Annotated in this window: 26 protein-coding genes and 1 riboswitch; of the genes, 19 read left to right on the forward strand and 7 right to left on the reverse strand. The window is 59.6% G+C overall.

What is annotated here, in order from left to right; all coding sequences use genetic code 11:
* Positions 1-14: 14 nt before the first annotated feature.
* The 7 genes from mrdA to lipA all read left to right on the forward strand — a co-directional run bounded on the left by mrdA (position 15) and on the right by lipA (position 7,648).
* Positions 15-1,910, forward strand: coding sequence for a peptidoglycan DD-transpeptidase MrdA (mrdA, locus tag JL05_RS22630; protein ID WP_004940004.1), 1,896 nt, complete (start codon positions 15-17; stop codon positions 1,908-1,910).
* Positions 1,911-1,918: 8 nt separating this feature from the next.
* A complete protein-coding gene (gene mrdB / locus JL05_RS22635; RefSeq protein ID WP_004940006.1) occupies positions 1,919-3,031 on the forward strand; it encodes a peptidoglycan glycosyltransferase MrdB in 1,113 nt (370 codons plus the stop codon).
* Positions 3,032-3,041: 10 nt separating this feature from the next.
* Positions 3,042-4,124 (forward strand): endolytic peptidoglycan transglycosylase RlpA, encoded by a 1,083-nt coding sequence (gene rlpA / locus JL05_RS22640; RefSeq protein ID WP_033633935.1) that lies wholly within the window; start codon positions 3,042-3,044, stop codon positions 4,122-4,124.
* Between the two features lie 180 nt (positions 4,125-4,304).
* Positions 4,305-5,516, forward strand: a complete 1,212-nt coding sequence (dacA, locus tag JL05_RS22645; RefSeq protein WP_004940010.1) for a D-alanyl-D-alanine carboxypeptidase DacA — start codon at positions 4,305-4,307, stop codon at positions 5,514-5,516.
* 104 nt (positions 5,517-5,620) lie between these two features.
* On the forward strand, positions 5,621-5,887 hold the full coding sequence (ybeD, locus tag JL05_RS22650) for a DUF493 family protein YbeD (protein WP_004940012.1): 267 nt from the start codon (positions 5,621-5,623) through the stop codon (positions 5,885-5,887).
* Positions 5,888-6,021: 134 nt separating this feature from the next.
* Positions 6,022-6,690, forward strand: coding sequence for a lipoyl(octanoyl) transferase LipB (lipB, locus tag JL05_RS22655; RefSeq protein ID WP_015376934.1), 669 nt, complete (start codon positions 6,022-6,024; stop codon positions 6,688-6,690).
* The gene (lipA, locus tag JL05_RS22660; protein WP_004940018.1) at positions 6,683-7,648 is read left to right on the forward strand and encodes a lipoyl synthase; all 966 of its coding nucleotides are present in this window, start codon (positions 6,683-6,685) and stop codon (positions 7,646-7,648) included. The genes lipB and lipA overlap by 8 nt, the downstream gene beginning before the upstream one ends.
* A gap of 93 nt (positions 7,649-7,741) precedes the next feature.
* Here the strand turns inward: lipA and tatA are convergent, their stop codons facing one another.
* Positions 7,742-7,957 (reverse strand): Sec-independent protein translocase subunit TatA, encoded by a 216-nt coding sequence (gene tatA, locus JL05_RS22665; protein ID WP_004940019.1) that lies wholly within the window; start codon positions 7,955-7,957, stop codon positions 7,742-7,744.
* Positions 7,958-8,175: 218 nt separating this feature from the next.
* On the opposite strand from tatA, the gene JL05_RS22670 reads away from it, so the two are divergent.
* On the forward strand, positions 8,176-9,243 hold the full coding sequence (locus JL05_RS22670; RefSeq protein WP_033633936.1) for a diguanylate cyclase: 1,068 nt from the start codon (positions 8,176-8,178) through the stop codon (positions 9,241-9,243).
* Between the two features lies 1 nt (position 9,244).
* On the opposite strand, the gene JL05_RS22675 is transcribed toward JL05_RS22670, so the two are convergent.
* Positions 9,245-9,658: a GNAT family N-acetyltransferase gene (locus tag JL05_RS22675; protein WP_033633937.1), complete on the reverse strand. Its 414-nt coding sequence runs from the start codon at positions 9,656-9,658 to the stop codon at positions 9,245-9,247.
* 83 nt (positions 9,659-9,741) lie between these two features.
* Positions 9,742-9,804: riboswitch (Fluoride riboswitch) on the forward strand.
* A 79-nt stretch (positions 9,805-9,883) separates the two neighbouring features.
* Between JL05_RS22675 and crcB the strand changes: the two genes are divergently transcribed.
* From crcB to JL05_RS22690, 3 genes are all read left to right on the forward strand, one after another.
* Entirely contained in the window at positions 9,884-10,267 is a 384-nt protein-coding gene (gene crcB, locus JL05_RS22680) for a fluoride efflux transporter CrcB (protein ID WP_004940022.1), read from the forward strand.
* 288 nt (positions 10,268-10,555) lie between these two features.
* The gene (locus JL05_RS22685) at positions 10,556-11,152 is read left to right on the forward strand and encodes a TetR/AcrR family transcriptional regulator (RefSeq protein WP_033633938.1); all 597 of its coding nucleotides are present in this window, start codon (positions 10,556-10,558) and stop codon (positions 11,150-11,152) included.
* Between the two features lie 6 nt (positions 11,153-11,158).
* The gene (locus JL05_RS22690) at positions 11,159-12,349 is read left to right on the forward strand and encodes a multidrug effflux MFS transporter (RefSeq protein WP_033633939.1); all 1,191 of its coding nucleotides are present in this window, start codon (positions 11,159-11,161) and stop codon (positions 12,347-12,349) included.
* A 57-nt stretch (positions 12,350-12,406) separates the two neighbouring features.
* On the opposite strand, the gene cspE is transcribed toward JL05_RS22690, so the two are convergent.
* Entirely contained in the window at positions 12,407-12,616 is a 210-nt protein-coding gene (gene cspE / locus JL05_RS22695) for a transcription antiterminator/RNA stability regulator CspE (protein WP_004940030.1), read from the reverse strand.
* A 345-nt stretch (positions 12,617-12,961) separates the two neighbouring features.
* Here cspE and JL05_RS22700 point away from each other — a divergent pair, with 345 nt between their 5' ends.
* The 6 genes from JL05_RS22700 to JL05_RS22725 all read left to right on the forward strand — a co-directional run bounded on the left by JL05_RS22700 (position 12,962) and on the right by JL05_RS22725 (position 18,880).
* A complete protein-coding gene (locus tag JL05_RS22700) occupies positions 12,962-14,125 on the forward strand; it encodes a M20 peptidase aminoacylase family protein (protein WP_033633940.1) in 1,164 nt (387 codons plus the stop codon).
* Positions 14,126-14,314: 189 nt separating this feature from the next.
* Positions 14,315-15,640, forward strand: coding sequence for an LLM class flavin-dependent oxidoreductase (locus JL05_RS22705; RefSeq protein ID WP_033633942.1), 1,326 nt, complete (start codon positions 14,315-14,317; stop codon positions 15,638-15,640).
* A gap of 26 nt (positions 15,641-15,666) precedes the next feature.
* Positions 15,667-16,587: an ABC transporter substrate-binding protein gene (locus JL05_RS22710; protein WP_033633944.1), complete on the forward strand. Its 921-nt coding sequence runs from the start codon at positions 15,667-15,669 to the stop codon at positions 16,585-16,587.
* Positions 16,588-16,596: 9 nt separating this feature from the next.
* Entirely contained in the window at positions 16,597-17,124 is a 528-nt protein-coding gene (locus tag JL05_RS22715) for a GNAT family N-acetyltransferase (protein ID WP_004940037.1), read from the forward strand.
* Positions 17,125-17,155: 31 nt separating this feature from the next.
* A complete protein-coding gene (locus tag JL05_RS22720) occupies positions 17,156-18,043 on the forward strand; it encodes an amino acid ABC transporter permease (protein WP_004940038.1) in 888 nt (295 codons plus the stop codon).
* 9 nt (positions 18,044-18,052) lie between these two features.
* On the forward strand, positions 18,053-18,880 hold the full coding sequence (locus JL05_RS22725; RefSeq protein ID WP_015376924.1) for an amino acid ABC transporter ATP-binding protein: 828 nt from the start codon (positions 18,053-18,055) through the stop codon (positions 18,878-18,880).
* A gap of 36 nt (positions 18,881-18,916) precedes the next feature.
* Here JL05_RS22725 and JL05_RS22730 read toward each other — a convergent pair whose 3' ends face one another.
* Entirely contained in the window at positions 18,917-19,426 is a 510-nt protein-coding gene (locus JL05_RS22730; RefSeq protein ID WP_004940041.1) for a VOC family protein, read from the reverse strand.
* A gap of 166 nt (positions 19,427-19,592) precedes the next feature.
* Between JL05_RS22730 and JL05_RS22735 the strand changes: the two genes are divergently transcribed.
* Positions 19,593-20,072 carry a cold-shock protein gene (locus tag JL05_RS22735; RefSeq protein ID WP_015376922.1) on the forward strand — a complete coding sequence of 160 codons (480 nt, stop codon included), beginning with the start codon at positions 19,593-19,595 and terminating at the stop codon, positions 20,070-20,072.
* 81 nt (positions 20,073-20,153) lie between these two features.
* Positions 20,154-20,315, forward strand: coding sequence for a YnfU family zinc-binding protein (locus JL05_RS25800; protein WP_015376921.1), 162 nt, complete (start codon positions 20,154-20,156; stop codon positions 20,313-20,315).
* Positions 20,316-20,321: 6 nt separating this feature from the next.
* On the opposite strand, the gene JL05_RS22740 is transcribed toward JL05_RS25800, so the two are convergent.
* The 3 genes from JL05_RS22740 to JL05_RS22750 form a co-directional block, all read right to left on the reverse strand.
* A complete protein-coding gene (locus JL05_RS22740) occupies positions 20,322-21,770 on the reverse strand; it encodes a GGDEF domain-containing protein (protein WP_033634141.1) in 1,449 nt (482 codons plus the stop codon).
* A 631-nt stretch (positions 21,771-22,401) separates the two neighbouring features.
* Positions 22,402-22,953, reverse strand: a complete 552-nt coding sequence (locus JL05_RS22745) for a flavodoxin family protein (protein WP_004940045.1) — start codon at positions 22,951-22,953, stop codon at positions 22,402-22,404.
* Positions 22,954-23,276: 323 nt separating this feature from the next.
* Complete coding sequence (locus JL05_RS22750; protein WP_033633945.1) at positions 23,277-24,809, reverse strand: glycosyltransferase family 39 protein; 1,533 nt, start codon at positions 24,807-24,809, stop codon at positions 23,277-23,279.
* Positions 24,810-24,846: the final 37 nt, after the last annotated feature.

Consider the following 24,846-nt stretch of genomic DNA (forward strand, 5'->3'; position numbering starts at 1 on the left):
AATAAAGCAGCGGGATGAAAATAGAACGTAACCCTTTTCGCGACTATACGGCTGAATCCGCCCTGTTTGTACGCCGCGCCCTGGTGGCGTTCCTGGTCATCCTGGTGCTGTCCGGCATCCTGATCGCCAACCTGTATAATCTGCAAGTGGTCCGCGTCGAGGATTACCGCACCCGCTCCAACGAAAACCGCATCAAACTGGTGCCCATCGCGCCCAGCCGCGGCATTATCTACGATCGCAACGGCACCCCGCTGGCGCTCAACCGCACCATTTATCAGCTGGAGCTGATGCCGGAGAAGGTCGACGATCTCAAGGCCACGCTGCAGGCGCTGCGCACTGTGGTCGATCTGACTGACGACGACATCGCCAATTTCGAAAAAGAGCGCAAGCGCTCGCGCCGTTTCGTCTCCATTCCGGTGAAAACCGCGCTGACCGAGGTGCAGGTCGCCCGCTTTGCGGTCAATCAGTTCCGCTTCCCCGGCGTGGAAGTGAAAGGCTACCAGCGCCGCTACTATCCTTACGGATCCGCCCTCACCCACGTCACCGGCTATGTGTCGAAGATCAACGACCGCGACGTTGAACGTCTAGACAAAGACGGCAAGCTGGCCAACTACGCCGCCACCCACGATATCGGCAAGCTGGGCATCGAACGCTATTACGAAGACACGCTGCACGGTAAAACCGGTTACGAAGAGGTTGAAGTCAACAACCGCGGCCGGGTGATCCGCCAATTGCACGAGCAGCCGCCTTCCGCCGGCCAGGACGTCTACCTGACGCTCGATCTTGATCTGCAGCGCTATATCGAACAGCTGCTGGTTGGCAGCCGCGCCGCGGTAGTGGTGAGCGATCCGCGCACCGGCGCCATCCTGGCGATGGTGTCCAATCCGAGCTACGATCCGAACCTGTTCGTGGACGGCATTTCCAGCAAGGACTATCAGGGTCTGCTGAACGATCCGAATCGCCCGCTGATCAACCGCGCCACGCAGGGGGTTTATCCGCCCGCGTCGACGGTGAAACCTTATATCGCCGTGTCGGCACTCAGCGCCGGGGTGATCACCAAGAACACCGTAGTGTTCGATCCCGGCTGGTGGCAACTGCCCGGCTCGGAAAAACGCTTTCGCGACTGGAAAAAATGGGGGCACGGCCGCCTGAACGTCACCAAAGCGCTGGAAGAATCCGCGGATACCTACTTCTATCAGGTCGCCTATGATATGGGGATCGATCGGCTGTCGAGCTGGCTGACCAAATTCGGTTACGGCCAGTACACCGGCATCGATCTGGCCGAAGAGCGCTCCGGCCTGATGCCGACGCGCGAATGGAAGCTGAAACGCTATAAAAAACCGTGGTATCAGGGCGACACCATTCCGGTGGGCATCGGCCAGGGTTACTGGACCGCCACGCCGATCCAGATGGCCAAGGCGCTGAACACCCTGATCAACGACGGTACCGTCAAAACGCCGCACCTGCTGCAGAGCACCCGCGTTAACGGCGCGCTGGTGCCGTTCAAACAGGAAGAAAGCACGCAGATCGGCGATATTCACTCCGGCTTCTGGGAAATCGCCAAAGACGGCATGTACGGTGTGGCCAACCGTCCGAACGGGACGGCGCGCAAGTACTTTGCGGACGCATCTTATAAAGCCGCGGCGAAATCGGGCACCGCACAGGTCTTCGGTTACGAAACCTACAACGCCCATAAACTGGCGGAGCACCTGCGCGATCACAAGCTGATGACCGCCTTTGCGCCGTTCAACAACCCGACGGTGTCGGTCGCCATCATTCTGGAAAACGGCGGCTCCGGTCCGGCGGTGGGCACCATCACCCGCCAGATCCTCGACCATATTCTGCTGGGCGACAACAATACGCAATTGCCAAGCGAGGCCCCGCTGCCGCCTGGCGTAGAAGGTGACTAAGGTAGAACATGACTGAAAGCCAACAAAAAGGCTCGATCTGGACCAAAATCCACATCGATCCGACGTTCCTGCTGCTGATCCTGGCCCTGCTGGTCTACAGCGCCTTCGTGATGTGGAGCGCCAGCGGCCAGGACATCGGCATGATGGAGCGCAAGATCGGGCAGATCGTCATGGGGCTGATCGTGATGGCCGTCATGGCGCAGATCCCGCCGCGCGTATACGAAAGCTGGGCGCCCTATCTGTATATTTTCTGCGTGATTTTGCTGATCCTGGTGGACGCCTTCGGGCAGATCAGTAAAGGCGCGCAGCGCTGGCTGGATCTCGGCGTGGTGCGCTTCCAGCCATCGGAAATCGCCAAGATCGCCGTGCCGCTGATGGTGGCGCGCTTTATGAACCGCGATGTCTGCCCGCCTTCGCTGAAAAACACCGCCATCGCGCTGGTGCTGATCTTCCTGCCGACGCTGCTGGTGGCCGCGCAGCCGGATCTGGGCACCTCTATCCTGATCGCCGCTTCCGGCCTGTTCGTACTGTTCCTGTCCGGCATGAGCTGGAAGCTGATCGCCGTCGCCGCCGTCGCGCTGGCGGCCTTCATCCCGGTGCTGTGGTTCTTCCTGATGCACGGCTATCAGCGCGACCGCGTGATGATGCTGCTCGATCCGGAGAGCGACCCGCTCGGCGCCGGTTATCATATCATTCAATCCAAGATCGCCATCGGCTCCGGCGGCCTGTCCGGCAAGGGCTGGCTGCACGGCACCCAGTCGCAGCTGGAGTTCCTGCCGGAGCGCCATACCGACTTTATCTTCGCCGTGTTGGCCGAAGAGCTGGGTCTGATCGGGGTGTTGGTGCTGCTGGCGCTCTACCTGCTGGTGATCATCCGCGGGCTGATGATCGCCGCCAAGGCGCAAACCACCTTCGGCCGCGTGATGGTCGGCGGCTTGATGCTGATTTTGTTCGTTTATGTCTTTGTTAACATCGGTATGGTCAGTGGCATTTTGCCGGTAGTTGGCGTACCTTTGCCTCTGGTCAGTTACGGGGGTTCGGCGCTGATAGTGTTGATGGCCGGTTTCGGCATCATCATGTCGATCCACACGCATCGGAAAATGCTGTCTAAAAGTTTATAAGAGGTGAGTAATGCGTAAGGAATGGCTTTGGATCGGCGTCGCGGCGGTGTTGCTCTCCGCCTGTACCGCCCCGACCACGGAACAGCAAGCCCCTCCGCAGCCGTACAACGGCCCGGTGGTGGAAATCGGCGGCGTCGAGCCTCAATATGAACCCTATAACCCTAATAACATGCAGGATTATAAGGTTAATGGCGATACTTACCGCATCGTAAAAGATCCGCAGAACTTCTCGCAGACCGGCCTGGCGGCCTGGTATGGCGAAGAGGCCAACGGCAACACCACCGCGCTGGGCGAGCAGTTCGATCCTAATGGCCTGACTGCGGCCCACCCAACGCTGCCGATCCCAAGCTACGTGCGCGTCACCAACCTGGCCAACGGCCGTCAGTTGGTGGTGCGCGTCAACGATCGCGGGCCTTACACCAAGGGCCGTATCATCGATCTGTCGAAAGCCGCTGCCGATCGTCTCAACCTGTCCAACAACACCAAGGTCAAAGTCGATTTCATCAACGTGGCGCCGGACGGCACGCTGAGCGGCCCTGGCACCATCGGCACCATCGTGGCGAAACAGAGCTACGCATTGCCGGCGCGCCCGGATCTTGGCTCCAGCGGCATGGGCACCCCGATCCAACAGGACGTGCCGGTCGCCAGCGGCGCGGCGGTGCGCCCTATTGATAACAGCACCCTGCGCACCGATGACGACGCGCCTGCGAACGCCGGCAACGCCGCCAACGGCCGCAGTGGTTTCCTCGGCGCGCCAAGCGCATTACCGGCCGGCGTGCTGGAAAGTGCCGAGCCTGAAGCCGCCGCAGTAGCCGCACCGGTCGCGGCCGGCGCTGCCGCTGCCGGCATGGCTGCCGCTTCCTCCTCCGGCGGCTACGTGGTGCAGGTCGGTGCGTTGAGCAGCGCCGAGCGCGCCCAGAGCTGGCAGCAAAGCCTGAGCCAACAGTTTGGCGTGCCGGGCAAAGTGGCGGCCAGCGGCAACGTTTACCGCGTCCAGCTCGGCCCGTTCAGCAGCCGTCAGCAGGCGGCCCAACTGCAACAACGCCTGGCCAGCGAAGCGCAACAACAGTCTTTCGTTACTGCTGCACCCTGAGCGTTAAACCCGGCGGGCATTCACGGCTGTTAAGCGGTTATTTAGCTGAAACATTTTCTTGCAGCTAAAAGGGCACTAACCGCAATTAGTCAGATGAATGGATAATGCCTGCCGGGATCGCATCTGCTATAGTGTGGCTCGTTTTTTAACTTTACTTTCACGGATGTTGTAGTCCCGATCATGAAACAAGTAACTTCTTTTCGCTTAATCAAAAGCATCGCACTCGGCACCGTTATCGCAATGAGCGCAGCCTCCGTTGCACATGCCGATGACGTTAACATCAAAACCATGATCCCAGGTGTCCCGCAGATCGATGCGGAAGCGTACATCCTGATTGATTACAACTCCGGCAAGGTGCTGGCCGAGATGAACGCCGATGCGCGTCGCGATCCGGCCAGCCTGACCAAAATGATGACCAGCTACGTCATCGGCCAGGCGCTGAAAGCGGGTAAAATCGGCCAGGACGATCTGGTGACCGTCGGCCAGGACGCCTGGGCGACCGGCAACCCGGTGTTCAAAGGTTCCTCGCTGATGTTCCTGAAGCCGGGCGATCGCGTGCCGGTCTCCAAACTGACCCGCGGCATCAACCTGCAGTCCGGTAACGACGCCTGCGTGGCGATGGCCGACTACGTCGCCGGCAGCCAGGACGCGTTCGTCAACCTGATGAACACCTACGTCAGCAAGCTGGGCCTGCAGAACACTCACTTCCAGACGGTACACGGCCTGGATGCCCAGGGCCAGTACAGCTCGGCGCGCGACATGGCGCTGATCGGCCAGGCGCTGATCCGCGACGTGCCGGAAGAGTACGCGATTTACAAAGAAAAAGAGTTCACTTTCAACAATATCCGCCAGATGAATCGCAACGGTCTGCTGTGGGATAACAGTCTGAACGTCGACGGCATCAAAACCGGCCACACCGACGCGGCGGGTTACAACCTGGTGGCTTCGGCGACCGAAGGCCAGATGCGTCTGATCTCCGCCGTGATGGGCGGCCGCACCTACAAAGGCCGCGAAGCCGAGAGCAAGAAGCTGCTGACCTGGGGCTTCCGCTTCTTCGAAACCGTGGCGCCGCTGAAAGTCGGTAAAGAGTTCGCCTCCGAGCCGGTCTGGTTCGGCGATGCCGATCGCGTTGAGCTGGGCGTGGATAAAGACGTCTACCTGACCATCCCGCGCGGCCGCATGAAAGATCTGAAGGCCAGCTATGTGCTGAACACGCCGGAAATTCACGCGCCGCTGGCGAAAAACCAGGTGGTGGGCAGCATCAACTTCCAGCTGGACGGCAAAACCATCGACCAGCGTCCGCTGGTGGTGATGAACGAAGTGAAAGAAGGTGGTTTCTTCAGCCGCATCGTGGACTACATCAAACTGATGTTCCACCACTGGTTCGGTTAACGGTTGAAACGGGCGAAATTGCCCCCATATACTGAATAACATTAACTCCCGCCCCGGCGGGAGTTATAATTTATAGATTAGCTAGCACTCTGGAGCGCACGCACATGCAAAAAACTAAACTGAACGAACTGCTCGAATTCCCTTGCTCGTTTACCTACAAGGTGATGGGCCTGGCGCAGCCTGAGCTGGTTGACCAGGTAGTTGAAGTGGTGCAGCGCCATGCGCCGGGCGATTACAACCCGCAGGTTAAGCCAAGCAGTAAAGGCAACTACCACTCGGTCTCCATCACCATCAACGCCACTCATATCGAGCAGGTCGAAACCCTGTACGAGGAGTTGGGCAACATTGAAATTGTTCGCATGGTGCTGTAATTCCAGCATAAAACCCTGCTTATCAACCCGGGATGGCGCAGCGTCTTCCCGGGTTGCGCATTTTTGGTCAGCGAAAGGCTGGCCGCAAGCCGGAGCGCCCGGTATAATGGCTTTACCACTTCTGTAACCTGACGATGACTCTTTTGCAACCAGACAAGATCATTTTGCGTCAGCTGGGGTTGCAGCCCTACGCGCCTGTATCCCAAGCCATGCATAACTTCACCGACAGTCGTACCGAGACTACGCCGGACGAGCTGTGGCTGGTGCAGCATCACCCGGTATTCACCCAGGGCCAGGCCGGCAAAGCCGAACACGTGCTGATGCCCGGCGATATCCCGGTTGTCCAGAGCGATCGCGGCGGCCAGGTGACCTACCACGGGCCGGGCCAGCAGGTGATGTACGTGATGGTCGATCTGAAACGCAATAAGGTCGGCGTACGCCAATTGGTCACGGCGATAGAAGATACGGTTATCAACACCCTCGCCCACTTCCGCCTCGCATCGCGCGCCCGTCCGGATGCGCCCGGCGTGTACGTGGGGGAGCAGAAAATCTGTTCGTTGGGTTTGCGGATCCGCAAAGGCAGTTCATTCCACGGCCTGGCCCTGAATGTGGCGATGGATCTCAGCCCCTTCCAACGCATCAACCCTTGCGGTTACGCCGGCATGCAGATGACGCAGGTCAGCGCGCTGGCGCCCGGCGTTGGCATTGAAGACATACACCCAATCCTGGTACAGGAATTTGTTCATTTACTCGGCTACCAGACGGTCGAGCTTCGTAACTGGAACCTGCACGATTATGAGTAAACCAATTCAGATGGAACGCGGCGTCAAATACCGCGATGCTGACAAAATGGCGCTGATCCCGGTCAAAACGGTGGTCACCGAACGGCAGGAGCTGTTGCGTAAACCCGAGTGGATGAAGATCAAACTGCCTGCCGACTCTACGCGCATTCAGGGCATCAAAGCCGCCATGCGTAAAAACGGCCTGCACTCCGTCTGTGAGGAAGCCTCGTGCCCTAACCTGTCCGAGTGTTTCAACCACGGTACCGCCACCTTTATGATCCTCGGCGCCATCTGCACCCGTCGCTGCCCGTTCTGCGACGTGGCCCACGGCCGCCCGATCGCGCCGGACGCCAACGAGCCGGAAAAGCTGGCGCAAACCATCGCCGACATGGCGCTGCGTTATGTGGTGATCACCTCGGTTGACCGCGACGATCTGCGCGACGGCGGCGCTCAGCACTTTGCCGACTGCATCTCGGCCATCCGCGCCAAGAGCCCGAACATCAAAATTGAAACGTTGGTGCCGGACTTCCGCGGCCGTATGGATCGCGCGCTGGAGATCCTCACCGCCACGCCGCCGGACGTGTTCAACCACAACCTGGAAAACGTGCCGCGCGTCTACCGCCAGGTGCGCCCGGGCGCCAACTACGAGTGGTCGTTGAAGCTGCTGGAGCGCTTTAAAGAAGCGCACCCGGATATCCCGACCAAATCCGGCCTGATGGTTGGCCTGGGCGAAACCAACGCGGAAATCATTGAAGTGATGCGCGATCTGCGTCGCCACGGCGTGACCATGCTGACGCTGGGCCAATACCTGCAGCCGAGCCGTCACCACCTGCCGGTGCAGCGCTACGTCAGCCCAGCCGAGTTTGACGAGATGAAAGAAGAAGCGATGGCGATGGGCTTCACCCATGCCGCCTGTGGCCCGTTCGTGCGTTCGTCTTACCACGCCGATCTGCAGGCCAAAGGGATGGAAGTGAAATAACGCGTAATAGTTTGTTACGCTAAAGACGGCGAAAACGCCAAAAAACGGATGTCCGCAAGGCATCCGTTTTTTATTGTGCGCCATCAGACGAGATTAAACGTCTTTCTTCTCGACGCTCTGCTGCGCGGACTGGCTTTCGGCGGCATTGTTGCCGGCGGCCGGCGGCGTACTGTCGTCGCCTACGGCTTTTTTAAAGCCTTTCAGCGCCGCGCCAAGATCGGCGCCGAGCGTGCGCAGTTTGCTGGTGCCGAACAGTAAAATCACCAACACCGCAATCACCAGAAGTTTGGTAATGCTGATACCTTCCATACTCACCTTCTTATCATAAAACGCTGCGTGAACAGCGAGAAAAACTGACCTTGCCTGCGAATATTTAGCGACTTTCCTTCGGCTTGCACAACCGCAACATGTAACAGAGTGAGATCGGTCGCAGGAATGCCACGCGCCCCCGCGGCGTGAATCCCAGACTATTCTTAGTTTATCACCCGCATGCTACTCTGCCGTGATGCCTATCAGGGAGATGCCGGATGTATATTGCTCCACCCATTTTCGATGCCCGAAAATCCGGCCTCAGCTTCGCCAAACGCACCTATCTGCCCCGCGTCGCCGGTCTGGGGCTCGGCTTTATCTGCGTTTGCGCCGCGCTCTACCCCTTGGCTCCGCCCACGGCGGTCTGGCTATTGCTGGCCTTTCACGGCTTTCTCTGGCCGCATCTCGCCTATCGCCTGGCCTGCCGCGCCAAAGATCCGTTCAAAGCCGAGATCCGCAACCTCTTGATCGACTCCGCCTTCGGCGGCTTCTGGGCGGCGATGATGGCGTTCAACGCGCTGCCCGCCATCGTCATCCTGTCGATGATGAGCATGAATAACATCGCTTCAGCCGGCAAAACGCTGTTTGTGAAAGGATTGGTCATTCAACTGGCCACGGCGATGCTCACCGCCGCGCTGCTCGGCTTCCCGTTTCACCCGCACAGCACGGCACTGCAAATCTATCTGTGCCTGCCGATGATCTACCTTTATCCGACGCTGCTTGGTCTGGTGACCTACCGCACCGCCAAACGGTTGGCGGAAAAGAAACAGGAGCTGCAGCGCATCAGCACCCGCGATGGGCTGACCGGCTTATATAACCGCCGCCACTGGGAGCACCTGCTGCATCGCCAGTTCGACAGCTGCCGCCGCTACCAGGACAACGCCACGCTGATCCTGATGGATATCGATCGCTTCAAAACCATCAACGACACCTTCGGTCATCCGCTGGGAGATGAAGCCCTGGCGGCGTTGGCGGAAGAGCTGCTGATCGGCATGCGCAACGTGGATATCGTCGGGCGCTACGGCGGCGACGAGTTTGGCGCAGTGCTGCCGAACACCAGTGCTGAACAGGCGGAAATCGTTCTGCGCCGCATCCAGCAGCGGCTGGACGCGGTCAGCTTCAAGGAGGCGCCGCAGCTGCGGCTGCAGATCAGCGCCGGCATCGCTAACTTCCACCCCGCGCTGGGCGGTTATCTGGACTGGCTGAAAGCGGCCGACGGCGCGCTCTATCGGGCGAAGCAGAATGGCCGCAACCGGCTGGAAACGGCGGCGCCGCCAGGGGAGTAACTTACTGACTTAATAACTTGGCAAAATACTTCGGCGCTTCGACAAAGCCTTCACGCCGGTAAAACGCATGCGCCCGCTCGCGGCGGCTGTGGCAATGGACTTCCAGCCGATCGCAGCCGCGACGGTGCGCCAGCGTCTCGCCTGCCGCCAGCAACCGCCGCCCTACTCCCGCGCCGCGCGCCCGTTCGTCGACGCAAAAATAGCTGATGCGGCCAATGTCGCCGGCCAACGCCAACTGCGGCAGAAAATGCAACGACAACACGCCCTGCTCCGCCACCAGCAACGCCTCGTCCGGGTGCGCCAGAAGTTGGTGCATCCGCTGTGTCAGAAACGCCTCGGTGCCGGGATAATCCAGCGCCGCCATTAATTCAGCGATAGCGTGCCGGTCGCTCAGACGCGCCGTTCTGATTTCCATCCGTTTTACCTCGCAGAGTGTCGATACTACAAAATAGGCGGCATTAGGTGTAACATCCACCGGGTGCGGCGAAAAAGGCCGTGCGGCACGCTGGAGATGACATTCCTCCCTAACCGCCTTCACAGGCTGATGATGTCTACGTAACCTCTCGGAGAGAGGCGCGTAGCGTTACGCCTGTCCCTTTCCGAGCCTCGTGAATTTCTCTGATTGAAAGGTAGTTGTCCCATGTTGAGCTCTTTACTGGCCGTATTTATCGGCGGCGGCGTCGGCAGCGTTTTGCGCTGGGCGGTAAGTATGAAAATGAATCCGCTGAACGCCCACATTCCGCTCGGTACGCTGATGGTCAATCTGATCGGCGGTTTTATCATCGGCCTGGCGATGGCGATTTTCACCCGCATGACGCATCTGGATCCCACCTGGAAATTACTGATCACCACCGGATTCTGCGGCGGCCTGACCACCTTCTCCACCTTTTCGCTGGAGGTGGTATACCTGATGCAGGATGGCCGCTTCGGCTGGGCGCTGGCCAACATGCTGCTCAACCTGGCCGGCTCGCTGGCGATGACGCTGCTGGCCTTTATGCTGGTGATGTGGGTCAACGGGCGATAAGGCCTTAATGTTTCCTTAATCTTGCATGCGCATAATCTCATCCAGTACCCCTGACTGGATGAGAAATCGCTATGTTTAGCCTGCCGAAAACCGCCGCCGAAGCGATCGCCGTTGCGCTGTGCGTGCTGATCGTCGCCGCCTTTATCAAATCCTACCTGTTCGCTTAAACGCCTTTTATCGCAGCACGCGTTCATCTTGCGTCTTTCCGGTCGGTTACACTACAATTGAGAATGAACGTTCACACCCAAAAATGTGAACCCGGCTCACGCGTAGCAAAGGATCGGGCAGATGCTCCCCCCCAACGACAGTAAACAGGCCAAAGTGCAGGCTCGCCGCGATCAGATCGTCGAAGCGGCGAAAACCAGCTTTCGCCGCCACGGCTTCCACGCCGCCAGCATGGCGGAGATCGCCCAGGGCTCGCAGCTTAGCGTCGGGCAAATCTATCGCTATTTCGCCAATAAAGACGCGATCATCGAAGAGATCGTCAACCGCATCATCACCAACAAGATGCAGCGGCTGGAAAACCTTGGCGATCACATCAACCTGATCGCCGGCACGTTGGCGGCGCGCACGCTGTTTCAGCAGCCGGGCGAGAGCGAAACCGATCACATGCTGATGCTGGAAGTGACCGCCGAGGCCACGCGCAACCCGGTGGTGGCCAAAATGCTCAGCGATGCGGAAGCGCGGCTGTTTCGCCACGTGTGCCACAATCTGCAGCGGCTGTACCCCCATTTCAGCGAGGAAGAGATCGCCGCCCGGGTGGAGTTTATCGCCGTCATGAGCGAAGGCACCGGTTACCGGATCCTTACCACGCAAAAAGCCGATGCGTCCCTGCTGCGCGATCTGTATCAGCAGGCCATTTCTCACCTGTTCAGGAAATCTTAATCTCCCATGACCAAACACTTAGCCAGACAACGTCTGGTGTACGCCGTCGTGCTTGGCCTGTTGGCCGCGCTGGGGCCGCTGTGCACCGATCTCTATCTGCCCGCCCTGCCGGAAATGGCGGGCGAGCTGAATACCTCCACCGCCGCCGCGCAGCTCAGCCTGACCGCCGGGCTGCTCGGCCTGGGCGTCGGCCAGCTGATTTTCGGCCCTTACAGCGACAAGCTGGGCCGTATGCGTCCGCTGCTGCTGTCGCTGATCCTGCTGCTGGGCGCTTCGCTGTGGTGTGCGCTGGCGCCCACCATCGACCAGTTGCTGATCGCCCGCCTGCTCCAGGGCATCGCCGGCGCCGGTGGCGCGGTGATTTCCCGCGCCATTGCCCGCGATCTGTACGCCGGCCATGAGCTGACCCGTTTCTTCGCCTTGCTGATGCTGGTTAACGGCCTGGCGCCGATCGTCGCGCCGGTGCTGGGCGGCGTGATGCTGCAGGTGATGAACTGGCGCGGCATCTTCGGCGTACTGGCGGCCATCGCGGTGCTGCTGTTCAGCCTGTCGGCGCTGAAGCTGCGCGAATCCCTGCCGGTAGAGCGCCGCAGCCAGGGCGGTATCCTGGCGATGCTGATGTCACTCGGCGGGTTGCTGACCCAGCGCTATTTTATGGGGCTGTGCCTGACGCAGGGCTTCGTAATGGCCGGCATGTTCGCCTATATCGGCGCTTCGCCTTTCGTCTTGCAGCAGATCTACGGCCTCAGCCCGCAGATGTTCAGCCTGTGCTTCGCCATTAACGGCGTCGGGCTGATCATTGCGGCGCAGCTGGCCAGCCGTCTCAGTTCACGTTGGGGGGAACGCCGGGTGTTGAGGGGCGGGTTAACGCTGGCGGCCGTCGCATCGCTGCTGCTGTTGTTGGCCGCCGCGCTGCATGCGCCGTTGGTCGTGTTGCTGGTGCCGCTGTTCTTCTCGGTGGCGGTGATCGGCATCGTCGGCCCGACCGCCTCGTCGCTGGCGATGCAAAGCCAGGGGGACAAAGCCGGCAGCGCGTCGGCCTTGATCGGCGTGTGCATGTTCGCGCTCGGCGCCTGCGCCGTGCCGCTCACCGGGCTGGGCGGCACCTCAGGCCTGTCGATGGCGCTGACCATCGTCGGCTGTTACGCCATCGCCATCCTGCTGTTCAGCCAGTTGGCCCGCCGCAGCGAAGCATAACGCGCCCAATAAAAAACCCGCTCAATGAGCGGGTTTTAAGAAATTCAGCTACGCAGCTTAGATAGCAGTAACGTTAGCGGCAGATGGGCCTTTGGCACCGTTCGTGATTTCAAATTCTACACGCTGGCCTTCAGCAAGCGTTTTGAAACCGTTGCTAACGATGGCAGAGAAGTGAACGAAAACGTCCTTGCTACCATCTTCCGGAGTAATGAAACCGAAGCCCTTGGATTCATTAAACCACTTAACGCTACCTTTAATCTTAGACATCAAACTTACCTTTAACGTGAATGAAAGACACAAAACCTGTGTCGATTACAGTACAGCAAGCAGGCAGGATTTTGTCCACCACCGCGATCACAGAAATCCGATAAAGAGTGAAAAAATCCGTGTTGCCCGGTGTAAATGCATTGCACCGGTTGCGATACGTTACCGTTCCAGGCCAATCCTCTCCCTGCGCCGGCAAACAACGCGCGAACGCCTAAACCTGCCCCTTCCCCCGATCGTTGACGCGCCGTGCAGACACAATCGCTATGAAATATAACCAGATGGTCTTTTTGCTTCGGCGCCCCCTGCACTAGGGTTAGGGTTTATTTCCCACTGTGAGCCAAGCCTATGACCAGCCAGTTGGCAGACAAGATCATCGCCTATCGGCGTGAACTGCACCAAAACCCGGAGCTTTCCAATCACGAATTCGCCACCACCGCCCGCCTGACCCGCTGGCTGCAAGAGGCGGGCATTCGTATTCTGCCGTTGGCGCTGAAAACCGGCGTCGTGGCGGAGATCGGCTGCGGCAAGGGGCCGATCATCGCCCTGCGCGGCGACATCGACGCCCTGCCAATCGACGAAATCGCCGACGTGCCCTTCAGCTCGCAAAACAGCGGCGTGATGCACGCCTGCGGCCACGACTTTCACACCTCGGTGATGCTCGGCGCCGCGCACCTGCTCAAAGCGCGTGAGGCCGAGCTGCCCGGCACGGTGCGCATCTTCTTCCAGCCGGCGGAAGAGACCTTCAACGGCGCCCGGCACCTGATCGACGCCGGCGCGCTGGATAACGTCGCGGCGGTATTTGGTCTGCATAACGCGCCGGAGCTGCCCACCGGCACCTTCGCCACCCGCGCCGGACCGTTCTACGCCAACGTCGATCGCTTCCAGATCCGCATCACCGGCAAAGGCGCCCACGCCGCCAAACCGGAACAGGGCGTCGATACCATCGTCACCGCCAGCCAGATCGTCGGCGCGCTGCAGACGCTGCCCAGCCGCAGCTTCAGCTCGCTGGAATCGCTGGTGGTGAGCGTAACGCGCATCGAAGGCGGCAATACCTGGAACGTGCTGCCGCAAACCGTCGAGCTGGAAGGCACGGTGCGCACCCACAGCGACGCGGTGCGCCGCCAGGTGCCGGATAAAATTCGCCAGGTGATCGACGGCGTCGCCGCCGCGCTGGGCGCCCAGGCCGAACTCCACTGGCAGCCGGGGCCGCCGGCGGTGATCAACGACGCCCATTGGGCGGCGTTCAGCAAAACCGTCGCCGCCGAAGCCGGCTACCGGGTCGAAGAGGCGGAGCTGCAGATGGGCGGCGAAGATTTCGCGCTGTATCTGCATCACGTGCCGGGCGCGTTCGTCAGCATCGGCTCCGCCAGCGAATTCGGACTGCATCATCCGCGTTTCAATCCCGATGAGCGCGCCCTCTTCCCTGCCGCCCACTATTTTTCGCTGCTGGCGGAGCGCACGCTGCAACAATTAACCACCGCAGCGAAAAAAGCCCTCAGCAACGCCTGAATAACGTGAAATAGTATTTCTCCGACGCCGCTGATGCCGCGTCGGGGATTATTATTTTCGCTCGCCGTGATATTTGCAGTTTTCAACATTTGAATATGCTGTTTTGTTGTTTTACATCCCGTTGCCGCTCATCAATAGTGGACGCATCAGACACCGCGCGCCTTTGCGGCGCATGACAGGATAATCACGATGAGCGACAACGCGAATAATCAACGGCAATTACGGCTGGGCGCCATTCTGCACGGCGCATCGGGAAATATGTCCGCCTGGCGCCACCCGGACGCCACCGCCGACGCCAGCATCAACCTCGAATTTAATATCGCCTCGGCGAAAAAAGCCGAACAGGGCAAATTCGATTTCGTCTTCGTCGCCGATGGCTTATATATCAACGAAAAGTCCATTCCGCATTTTCTTAACCGTTTCGAGCCGTTGACCTTATTGGCCGCACTGTCCGCCGCCACCGACAAAATTGGCCTGGTGGGCACGCTCTCCACCTCCTACAGCGATCCGTTCACCGTCGCCCGCCAGTTCGCCAGTCTCGATCACCTGAGCGGCGGGCGCGCGGGCTGGAACGTGGTGACATCGCCGCTGGAAGGTTCGGCAAAAAACTTCTCGCGCGCCGAACACCCGGAGCACAGCCTGCGTTACCGCATCGCCGGCGAGTTTCTCGACGTCACCAAAGGACTGTGGGACTCCTGGGAAGACGATGCCTTCGTGCGCAATAAGGCCAGCGGCGAATTTTTCCGCGCCGGGAAACTGCACACCCTCAATCACCAGGGGGAGTTCTTCTCGGTGCAGGGGCCGTTGAACATCGGCCGCACGCCGCAGGGCCGCCCGATCCTGTTCCAGGCCGGCGCCTCCGAAGACGGCAAACGGCTGGCGGCCAAGCACGCCGATGCGATCTTCACCCATCACGACACGCTGGAGCAGGCGCAGGATTTCTACCAGGACGTGAAGCGGCAACTGGTGGAACAGGGGCGCGAGCCGGACGATCTGCGCATCTTCCAGGGCGTCAGCGTGATCGTCGGCGACGACGACGCGGACGTCGAGCGTCAGTACCAGGAGACCGCCCGCCTGGTCAGCATCGAGAACGCCCTCAACTACCTTGGCCGCTACTTCGAACATTACGACTTTTCCCGCCATCCGTTGGACGCCCCCTTCCCGGACATCGGCGATCTGGGGCAAAACAGCTTCCGCAGCACCACCGACGCCATCAAGCGCAACGCCCGCGAGCGGAACCTCACGCTGCGCCAGGTGGCGCTGGAAGCCGCCTCGCCACGCCCGGTGTTCAGCGGCACGCCGGAAGCGGTGGCGGACGGCCTGCAACGCTGGTTCGACGGCGAAGCCGCCGACGGCTTCATCATCAGCGGCGGTACGCCCAACGCCTTCGGGCACTTCGTCGATCGGGTGGTGCCCATCCTGCAACAACGTGGCCTGTTCCGCCGGGCGTACCACGGCGATACGCTGCGCGAACACCTGGGCCTCATGCGCCCGTTGAACAGATTCACCCAATAATAAGATCGTTTTCAGGGATACCCGCTATGCAGAAAACCGTTACCGCCGCTCTCGTGGCGGCCTTGCTGAGCCTGACCGGCGCCGCGCAGGCGGGCACCGGCATCGATTTACAGGCCAATGAAACCCCGATCCACGCGCCGAAAAACCCGCAGGCGATCGCCAAACTGCCGGCCGATTTCCACTTCGTGAAGCCGGGCCAATTCACCGTTGCAATCGCCGCGCTCAACACGCCGCCGCTGGCGCTGTTCGCTGCCGACAACCGGCGGCTTATCGGCAGCGAAGTGGATATCGCGCAGCTGGTGGCCGACAGCCTGGGCCTGGAGCTGAACGTAGTGCAAACGTCGTGGGAAGACTGGCCGCTGGGGGTGGTTTCCGGCAAGTATGACGCGGCCATCACCAACGTCACCGTGACCAAAGAGCGCAAAACCCGCTTCGACTTCGCCACCTACCGCATCGACTCGCTCGGCTTTTACGTCAAAACCGGCGGCAAGATCGCAACGATCAAACAGCCTGCCGATATCGCCGGATTAAAGATCATCGTCGGCTCCGGCACCAACCAGGAAGCCATCTTGCTGGAGTGGGACAAACAGAACCGGCAACAGGGGCTCAAACCCTTCCAGCCGATCTACGTGACCGACGATGCGGCCGCCACGCTGGCGATCCAGTCCGGCCGGGCCGACGCCTACTTCGGGCCGAACGTGCTGGGCGCCTATAAAGCGGCGCTGAACGGCCGCACCCGGCTCGCTGGCACGGTGGAAGGCGGTTGGCCCAAGGCGGCGCACATCGCCGTCACCACCCGTAAAGGCAACGGACTGGTGCAGGCGGTGAACGAAGCGCTGAACGGCGCGATCCGCGGCGGACAGTACGATCAGGTGCTCAATCGCTGGGGCGAGAGCGTCGAACGCCTTGCGCAGTCGGAAATCAACCCGCCCGGCCTGGGCGATTAGGAGCGCGCAATGACGCAAGACACCTTCATTCAGACGTTGCCGACCGACCCGCTGATCGCCCCGGTGATCGAGGGGCTGTTCGGCGAGTATCGCCAGCGTTACGGCGACTATTTTGGTGACCAGGAACCGGAACCGCTGGACCTGTATGCACCGCCGCAAGGGGCCTTCATCGTGCTGCTGCGCGCCGGTGCGCCGATCGCCATGGGTGCCTTCAAACGCTATGACGCGCAAACCGCCGAGCTGAAGCGCATCTGGACCCGGGGCGATCTGCGCCGCCAGGGCCTGGCGCAGCGGGTGTTGCAGCAGTTGGAAACGCTGGCGCTGGCGCAGGGGTATCGCCGGCTCTACCTGACCACCGGCTTTCGCCAGCCCGAAGCGGTGGGCCTGTACCTGAGCAACGGTTATCAGCCGCAGTTCGATCCCACCGTTGACAGCGAGGTTTACAGCCACCCGCCCTACGATGGCCGCCTGCCGTTCCGCAAAAGCCTGATTGCAGAGGACGCGTGTTGTTGCGCGTCGGAAAGGAAAATCGCCTAAACCCCCTTTATCTGTAGTCAGGAGACATGACATGTCCAAACAAGAAGTCTTGAAAGTGGTGCCCGCCCGCTATCCGCTGCGGCTGATCGGCGCCCTGTTCTCGCTGTTTATTCTGGCCGCCATCGTGCAATCGGTAGCGGGCAACGCGCGCTGGGAATGGGGCGTGTTCGCCGAGTGGTTCTTCGCCCCGGCGGTGCTGGCCGGGCTGGGGCAAACTCTGCTGCTGACGCTGCTCGGCACGCTGTTCAGCATCCTGTTCGGCACCCTGCTGGCGCTGGCGCGGCTGTCGCGCTCTTACCTGTTGGCGTCACTGGCCTGGGGGTATATCTGGCTGTTTCGCTCGCTGCCGCTGATCCTGGTGCTGATCATCCTGTATAACTTTTCCTATCTGTACGACGCCATCTCGCTGGGCATTCCCTTTACCTCGGTGGTGTTCGCCAGCTACCCGACCATCGATATCCTCGGCCAGTTCGCCGTGGCGGTGCTGGGCCTGACGCTGGTGCAGTCCGCCTATACCGCCGAGATCATCCGCGGCGGCATCCTGGGCGTGGATTACGGCCAGCACGAAGCGGCGGCGGCGCTGGGCCTGCCGGGCTATCGCCGCACCTTCCGCATCATTCTGCCGCAGGCGCTGCGCTCCATTATTCCGACCGGATTCAACGAGATCATCAGTCTGGCGAAAGGCACTTCGATCGTTTATGTGCTGGCGCTGCCGGAGCTGTTTTACACCATCCAGGTGATCTATAACCGCACCCAGCAGGTGATACCGCTGCTGATGGTGGCCACCGTCTGGTATCTGTTCATCACCACCGCCCTGTCGGTGATCCAATACTACATCGAACGCTATTTCGCCCGGGGCGCGGTGCGCGAACTGCCGCCGACGCCCTGGCAGAAACTGGCCGGCTGGCTAAAACGTTAGGAGACCCGCATGTCTGAAGCCATTGATTATTACGCCTTGCCCGAGCAGCCGGCACGCAACCTCACCCCGGTGCCGGCGCGCGGCCTGATCGAAATCAGCAATGTCAGCAAGTTTTTCGGCAAACACAAGGCGCTGGACGACGTCAGCCTGACGCTGCAGCCGGGCACCGTGACCGTGATCCTCGGCCCTTCCGGCTCGGGCAAATCGACGCTGCTGCGGGCGATCAACCACCTGGAGCGCGTGGACGAAGGCTTTATCCGCATCGACGGCGACTACGTCGGTTACCGCCGCAAGGGCAACCGGCTGTACGAGCTGAAGGAAAAGGCCATCCTCCGGCAGCGCATCAACGTCGGCTACGTGTTCCAAAACTTCAACCTGTTCCCGCACCTGACGGTGCTGGAAAACATCATCGAAGCGCCGGTGGTGCACAAAATTCACTCCCGCGAACGGGCGAAGGCGGTGGCCTATGAGCTGCTGGATACCGTCGGGCTGCGTCACAAGGCGGATGCCTACCCGCGCCACCTCTCCGGTGGCCAACAGCAGCGCATCGCCATCGCGCGCGCGCTGGCGCTGAACCCGAAGGTGATCCTGTTCGATGAGCCGACCTCCGCGCTCGATCCCGAGCTGGTCGGCGAAGTGCTGGACGTGATTAAGGGATTGGCAGATCTGGGCGTCACGCTGGTGGTCGTCACGCATGAAATCGGCTTTGCGCGCGAAGCGGCGGATCGGGTGGTGTTTATGGTCGACGGGCAGATCGTCGAACAGGGCGACGCCAGGCAGGTGCTGGCTCAGCCGCAGCACCCTCGCACCGTTAACTTCCTTAACAAAGTGCTGTGATCGTCGGGGCGCCGCGGCGCCCCGCTCAGGAGCAGGTTAAAGACCGGCGAAACGCCGCTTCTCGGCGGCGAAATCCAGCGGACGGATCCCCTGCTGGTTTTTATCCTCTTCGGTCAGCAGCGCCGGCGGAATAAACCAGGTCACCTCAAACAGCAGCCCGTCCGGATCGTGGCCATAAATGCTTTTGTGCACGCCGTGATCCTCTTCCAGCCCGAGAATGCCGCGTTCGGCCAGCTGGTGACGAATGCGCTCCAGCTCTTCCAGGCTGTCCACTTCCCAGGCCAGATGGTACAGCCCGGCCGGTGGCTCATGCTCTGCCGGCGGCTCGTTGTTGGCGCGAAACACCCCGGCGCGCTGCTGGCCCAGATTCTTGCTGAACAGCGCCAAATCGTGATCGTTGTCCGAATCGGCGGCCTGGGTAAATACCGCCCGATCGGGGCTGTCGGACGGCTTCAGCTTGAAGCCCAATACCTGATGATAAAAGTCGGCGCTCTGCCGCACGTCGCTGACATACAGCACGGCGTGATTGAGACGTTTGATGCCCATCGATATTCCTTTTTCGCATTGAATGAAGTCAGCATGAACATAGCATGTGGGGGGAAAGCCGCTAAATGCCGTTATCGCATGACTAAATGCCGCCCGCGCAATCTGTCGCTGCAAGGCATTCCGCGCTATCATAAGCGCTGTATTGATCCCTTTTGTGAGAATAACGATGAACGGCAAGATAACGACTTTTTTTGAAGACAAAGGCTTCGGCTTTATTACCGACGAGAACGGAGAAAATCGTTATTTTCACGTGATTAAAGTGCAGAATCCGGAGCTGATTAAGAAAAACGCGGCGGTGACCTTCGAACCGACCAACAACACCAAAGGCCCGTCGGCTTATGCGGTCAAAGTGTTGGCGCCCAGCAAATACATCATCATCGCCAATGAAAGAATCAAGATCGCCAGCATCAAGTCTTTCAATACCTTCACCAAGGAAGTGCCGGTCAAAGCCGATGTGGATAAAGAGAACACCGTGCTGTCGGTCGGCCTGCTGATGAACCGCATTCGCCCGCAGTCCGAAGACCAGGCGCAGGCCATGCAAACGCTGCGCATGCTGACCATCACCACCTTCCAGAACACCACCCATACCTTCTCCGAGCACGAGATCGACATGGATGAAACCATCAAGGCGTTGAAAAGCCTGTAAGCCTCTGCGTACAGAAAATAACCAACGAAATTTGTCGTCGCCTGTGTTAGCGTGAGTTTTCACCTGACACAGGCTATTGATATGTCCGATTCCAGCAGCGTCAAAGGTTTTATCAACCGCTCCACCCAAATCGTCTGCCCTAAATGCGGCTATGTTACCCGGCAAAAATGCGCGGCAATGCTGCAAGACGTGATACTGATTTGCCCTAATTGCGAAACCCGCTTCGAGCCCAGGCAAGGTTGAAAACGGTTAGCGGAACAGAATATGCTCGACGCTGTTGCCGTTCACCACGTTGAACGACTCCACCCGATTACGCCCCTGCGATTTGGCGCGATACAGCGCGATATCCGCCATATTCATCAGTTGCTCCAGCGATTTCACTTCGTTCATCGCCAGGCTGGCGACGCCGACGCTGATGGTGATTTTCAGCGTCTGTTTGCCTTCCGCCTGCAGTTCCGCCTGCTCCACCAACCGGCGCAGATGCTCCCCCAGCGCCACGCCCTGCGCCGCCAGCGCGCGCGGCAGCATGATGGCGAACTCTTCCCCGCCCAAGCGGCCGAACAGCTGATCGTGCCGCAGCTCGCGCCGCACGATGTGCGCGAACGACGCCAACACCTGATCGCCGGCGCTGTGGCCGTGCGTATCGTTGATCTGCTTGAAATGATCGATGTCGATCAGCAGTAGCGACACCGCCTCTTTCGAGCGGTGCTTGTGCTCCAGCAGCTCGCCCGCTTTGCGCGTCATCGCGCTGCGCGCCAGCACCCCGGTCAGGAAATCGTGGTTGGCGCTGTGCTCCAGACGCCGCATCAGCTTGCGATTGGCGGCGATAGAGCTGGCGAGGATCAGCGGCCCCATCACCAGCATGGCGATGCCCAAGCGGGCGGACATCAGGGTGTCGAGGAAGGCGTTGTGATTGTTCGGCGTTTCATACAGCACCAGGTTGGCTGAAATGTTGCTGATCTCGGTCATGCCGGTCAACAGCGTCAACAGCGTCACGGGGAACAACTGGTAGCGCACTGCGCACCACAGCAGCGCCGGGATCGGGAAGGCGATGGCGCCCGGCCCGCCGATATAGACGCTGAACGCCAGCGACAGCAGTAGCGCCAATAGCGGCAGGCAGCCTTTCAGGCGCCAACGCACCTGCATGCGAAACAGCTGTTTCAACCGCGGCGCCGCCATCAGCACCGGCAACAGCAACAAGGTCGTCGAGAACTGCTCACTGAACCAGGCCAACCAGGCGACCACCACCGTATTGTTGTACAGGCTGTCGTTACGCAGCACCGACAGCGTCGACGCCACCGCCGCACCGGCCAGGCTGGCGCTGAACATATAGAGTATCGCCTGGGGTTTGCCCATGCGCCGTTGAGATTGCGGCAACATCAGCATGATGCCGTAACCGACGACGATCAGCGACATGTTGCAGGCGTTCAGCCACAGCGCCAAAGACCAGCCCTCGCCGGTGCTGAGATCGGCGGCAACCATGCCCAGGTAGGTCGTGAGCCAGCCGAGCGGCGTGGCGTAAGCGGGTTTGCGCAGCAGCAGGCCGAGCAAAATCGCATTCACCGGCCAAAATAAAGAAAGCGAGCCAATCGGCCGGCTAAGAATGCCCACCAGGGAGAGTAAAAAGGCCAGCATGAAAAGATTGATGAGCTGAACCGTAAGCGGCAGGCCATGCCTGGCGTTTATTCTGGCGTTCATCGCCTCGCCCATATTTTGCTAATAACCAGAATAATAATGTGCATACTCTCTCGCCCGGCCAGTGAGGGATAATCAACCCGGATTTCAACCAAAAAAGCCAGACAAATCAATAATAAAAAGCATTAACAATTAATTAACAGACTTTTCTTAACCTAATGTGGCGGCGGTGGACTCCCCCGCATACCGTCGGAAAATAATGCTCAGCTCTGCTGTCAGCATAGCGCATAGCGTAATAGGCCGCCGACCGACGTTAATTACATTAATAAGATTGTGGTTATTGCTCGTTGAATGATATTTGAATGACTACGCGATTATTTTCCTGCAACTGGGCCGCCTGTGCAATAACAACCCAAAAAAAGCCCGCATGAAGCGGGCTTGCTTGAACAACAGCAAATCGACAGTTACGACACGGCCATGCATTGCATGACCGTGCTGACGCGCAGTATAGCGGTGAAAGCTTAAGCAGACCTTAGCAACAAAAAACCCGGCCTAGGAACCGGGAATATTTGTACGAAATGCAGCGTTAGCCCAAGCAGGCTAATAACATTTCGTAAATTACACGCCAATTGTGCAGAGAAAATGAACGCGGCATCCGTTCAACCGCACCACCGTCCCATCTACACGATAGGTCTTACGCCAGTTTGGCGGCAAAGCCCGCTACGCGCTGGCCATAGAGCTTGGCGGTCGCCAGATCGCCCGACAACATCTCATCCACGCCGGCATCCGCCGGGGTCTGCACCAGCAGCCCCACCGAACCGCCCAGGTTATTGACGTCGGTGCGCTGCGCCGATTTGGTGTTGGCCGGCAGCAGCCCCAGACTGACCCACAGGCCGCCATGTTGCGAAGCCAGCGTCTGCAGCGCGATCAGCGTCACCTGCTTGTCGCCGTTCAGGCTGGCGCTGTTGGTAAAACCGCCGAACACTTTATCCTGCCACTTGCGGCCGAACCAGGCTTTGGAGCTGGCGTCGGCGAATTTCTTGAACTGCCAGGATGGGCCGCCCATATAGGTCGGCGAACCAAAGATGATGGCGTCCGCCTCATCCAGCGTCTGCCAGGCTTCGTCGCTGATATCGCCGTTCTGATCGATGGCGATCAGTTCCGCCCCGGCGCCTTCCGCCACCACTTTCGCCAAACGCTCGGTATGGCCGTAGCCGGAATGAAACACCACTACTGTCTTCGCCATAGAAATTCTCCACTCATTGCACAAAGGCGCCGACGGCGCCCCTCTCGCGTTCAATCTAATCAAGCGCACAGCGACTGAATACCGAATAAAACTGACGGTGTTATTCAAAAAAATCGCGTTGCGCGCCAGGCATGCTCAGATAAAAAAAATCCCGCACAAGGCGGGATAAACTTAACAGGGATGGGGTAATACACTACAGGGAATGGATAACACACAACATCATCGGGTAGAGCTACAGTACCAATCTCAATGTATAGAACTGTCATCCCCGCGTAAGTTTGCTCGGCCAGATGTAACGCCGAATGGGAAATATGACATTTTGCTCAACGCACCACGAACAGGCGCGACTCAAAGCCGCCGCTCTTGAAGGTGCCGGTATTGACCCACCCCGGCGGCGAACGGCCGAAGTCCTGATTGAAATCGCCGCCGCTGACCAGCCAGACCCGGCGATGGCCTTTCGATAAAACGCTGAGCTTATCGACGTAAGTCTGCGCCGCCCGATCGTGGAAAAAGGTGCCGAAGCCATAGGCGTTGGGCTTGCCTGAAATGCCGTTGGGCCTGGCCGGGGTATACAGCAAGGCGCGGTAGCCCTGCTTGTTGTAATACACATAGCTCAGGTAGTTGAACATGTTGCTGACCACCACCGCATCGTTAGGCTGATAGTGGCTGTTGATATAGTGCACCATCACCTTGAACTCATCTTTTTCGACCGGGTAGTCGTTACGTACGCCGTAGCCGAACAGCAGGCTGAAGAACAGTAGCAAAGAGATCCCGCGCACCCGGTTTTTCGTTCCGGCGATCAGCACGCCCAACACCAGCGGAATGCCGAGCGCGGCGGAATAAAGATAGCGATCGACAAACAGCGGCGAGCGCCAGGAAATGGCGAATACCAACGTTACCGGGATCAGAATGCCGCAGAGCAGCAGCAGAGAGAATTTTCTCGGCATCTGGCGCCGCCACAGCAGCAGTGAACATAAAGCGACAAACATCGCCGGCAACAGCCAGAGAATGATCGTGGGATAGTTGCTGCCATCATGGCCGGTGAGAAAACGCCAGAACATCGCCGGCAGATCGCTCCAGGAAACCTGAGGGATCCAACCGACGTCGCCGCCGACCCTCAGCTCGGCGATATGCGCCAGCAGATTGAACAACACCAGCAGCCAGGGAATGTAGGCCACCCCGATCGCCGCATTGGCCAGCCACCATGCCGGTCGCTTGATATAACACTCGCCTTCGCGGCGGCACGACAGCGCCAACACCACCAGCCAATGCGCGATCAGCGTGAAAATCGTGAAGTAATGGGTATAAAAGCTCAGCGTCATCAACAGCGCATACAGCGCCAGATAACGGCGGTTATCCGGCGTTTTCAGCCACTTCGCCAACGCCATGGCGGCGGCGATCGCCAGCAGCCCCATCAGCGCATACATGCGCGCCTCCTGGCTGTAGCGCACCGCCATCGGCATGATCGCCATCAGCCAGCCCGCGATCAGCGCCGCCCGTTCATTGGCCAGCCAACGGATAAAGCGCATCGCCAGTGCCACCGTCACCACGCCGAACGCCAGGCTCAACGAGCGGGCCGCCAGAATGCCATCGCCAAACAGCACCATCCAGCCATGCAACAGCAGGTAATAAAGCGGCGGGTGAACATCGAAAGAAGCGTGATAGAGCAACGCGCCCACATCGTAACGGCTGGTCAGCACGCTGGAGGCTTCATCGCACCAAAAATACCTGTCGGTTAAGGATATAGACCGTACGAGCGCCGAAAACGCCACGATCACCAACGCATAATGTTTGTAATCGATGCCCTTTAAGCCGTTGTTGCTTAAAGAGACATTCGAAACCTGCTGCAGTGACATAACCGCATTCCGCCCAAGAGAACCACACAATGTGGAG

Origin of the sequence: Serratia nematodiphila DZ0503SBS1 (assembly GCF_000738675.1) — a bacterium.
GTDB lineage: Bacteria > Pseudomonadota > Gammaproteobacteria > Enterobacterales > Enterobacteriaceae > Serratia > Serratia nematodiphila.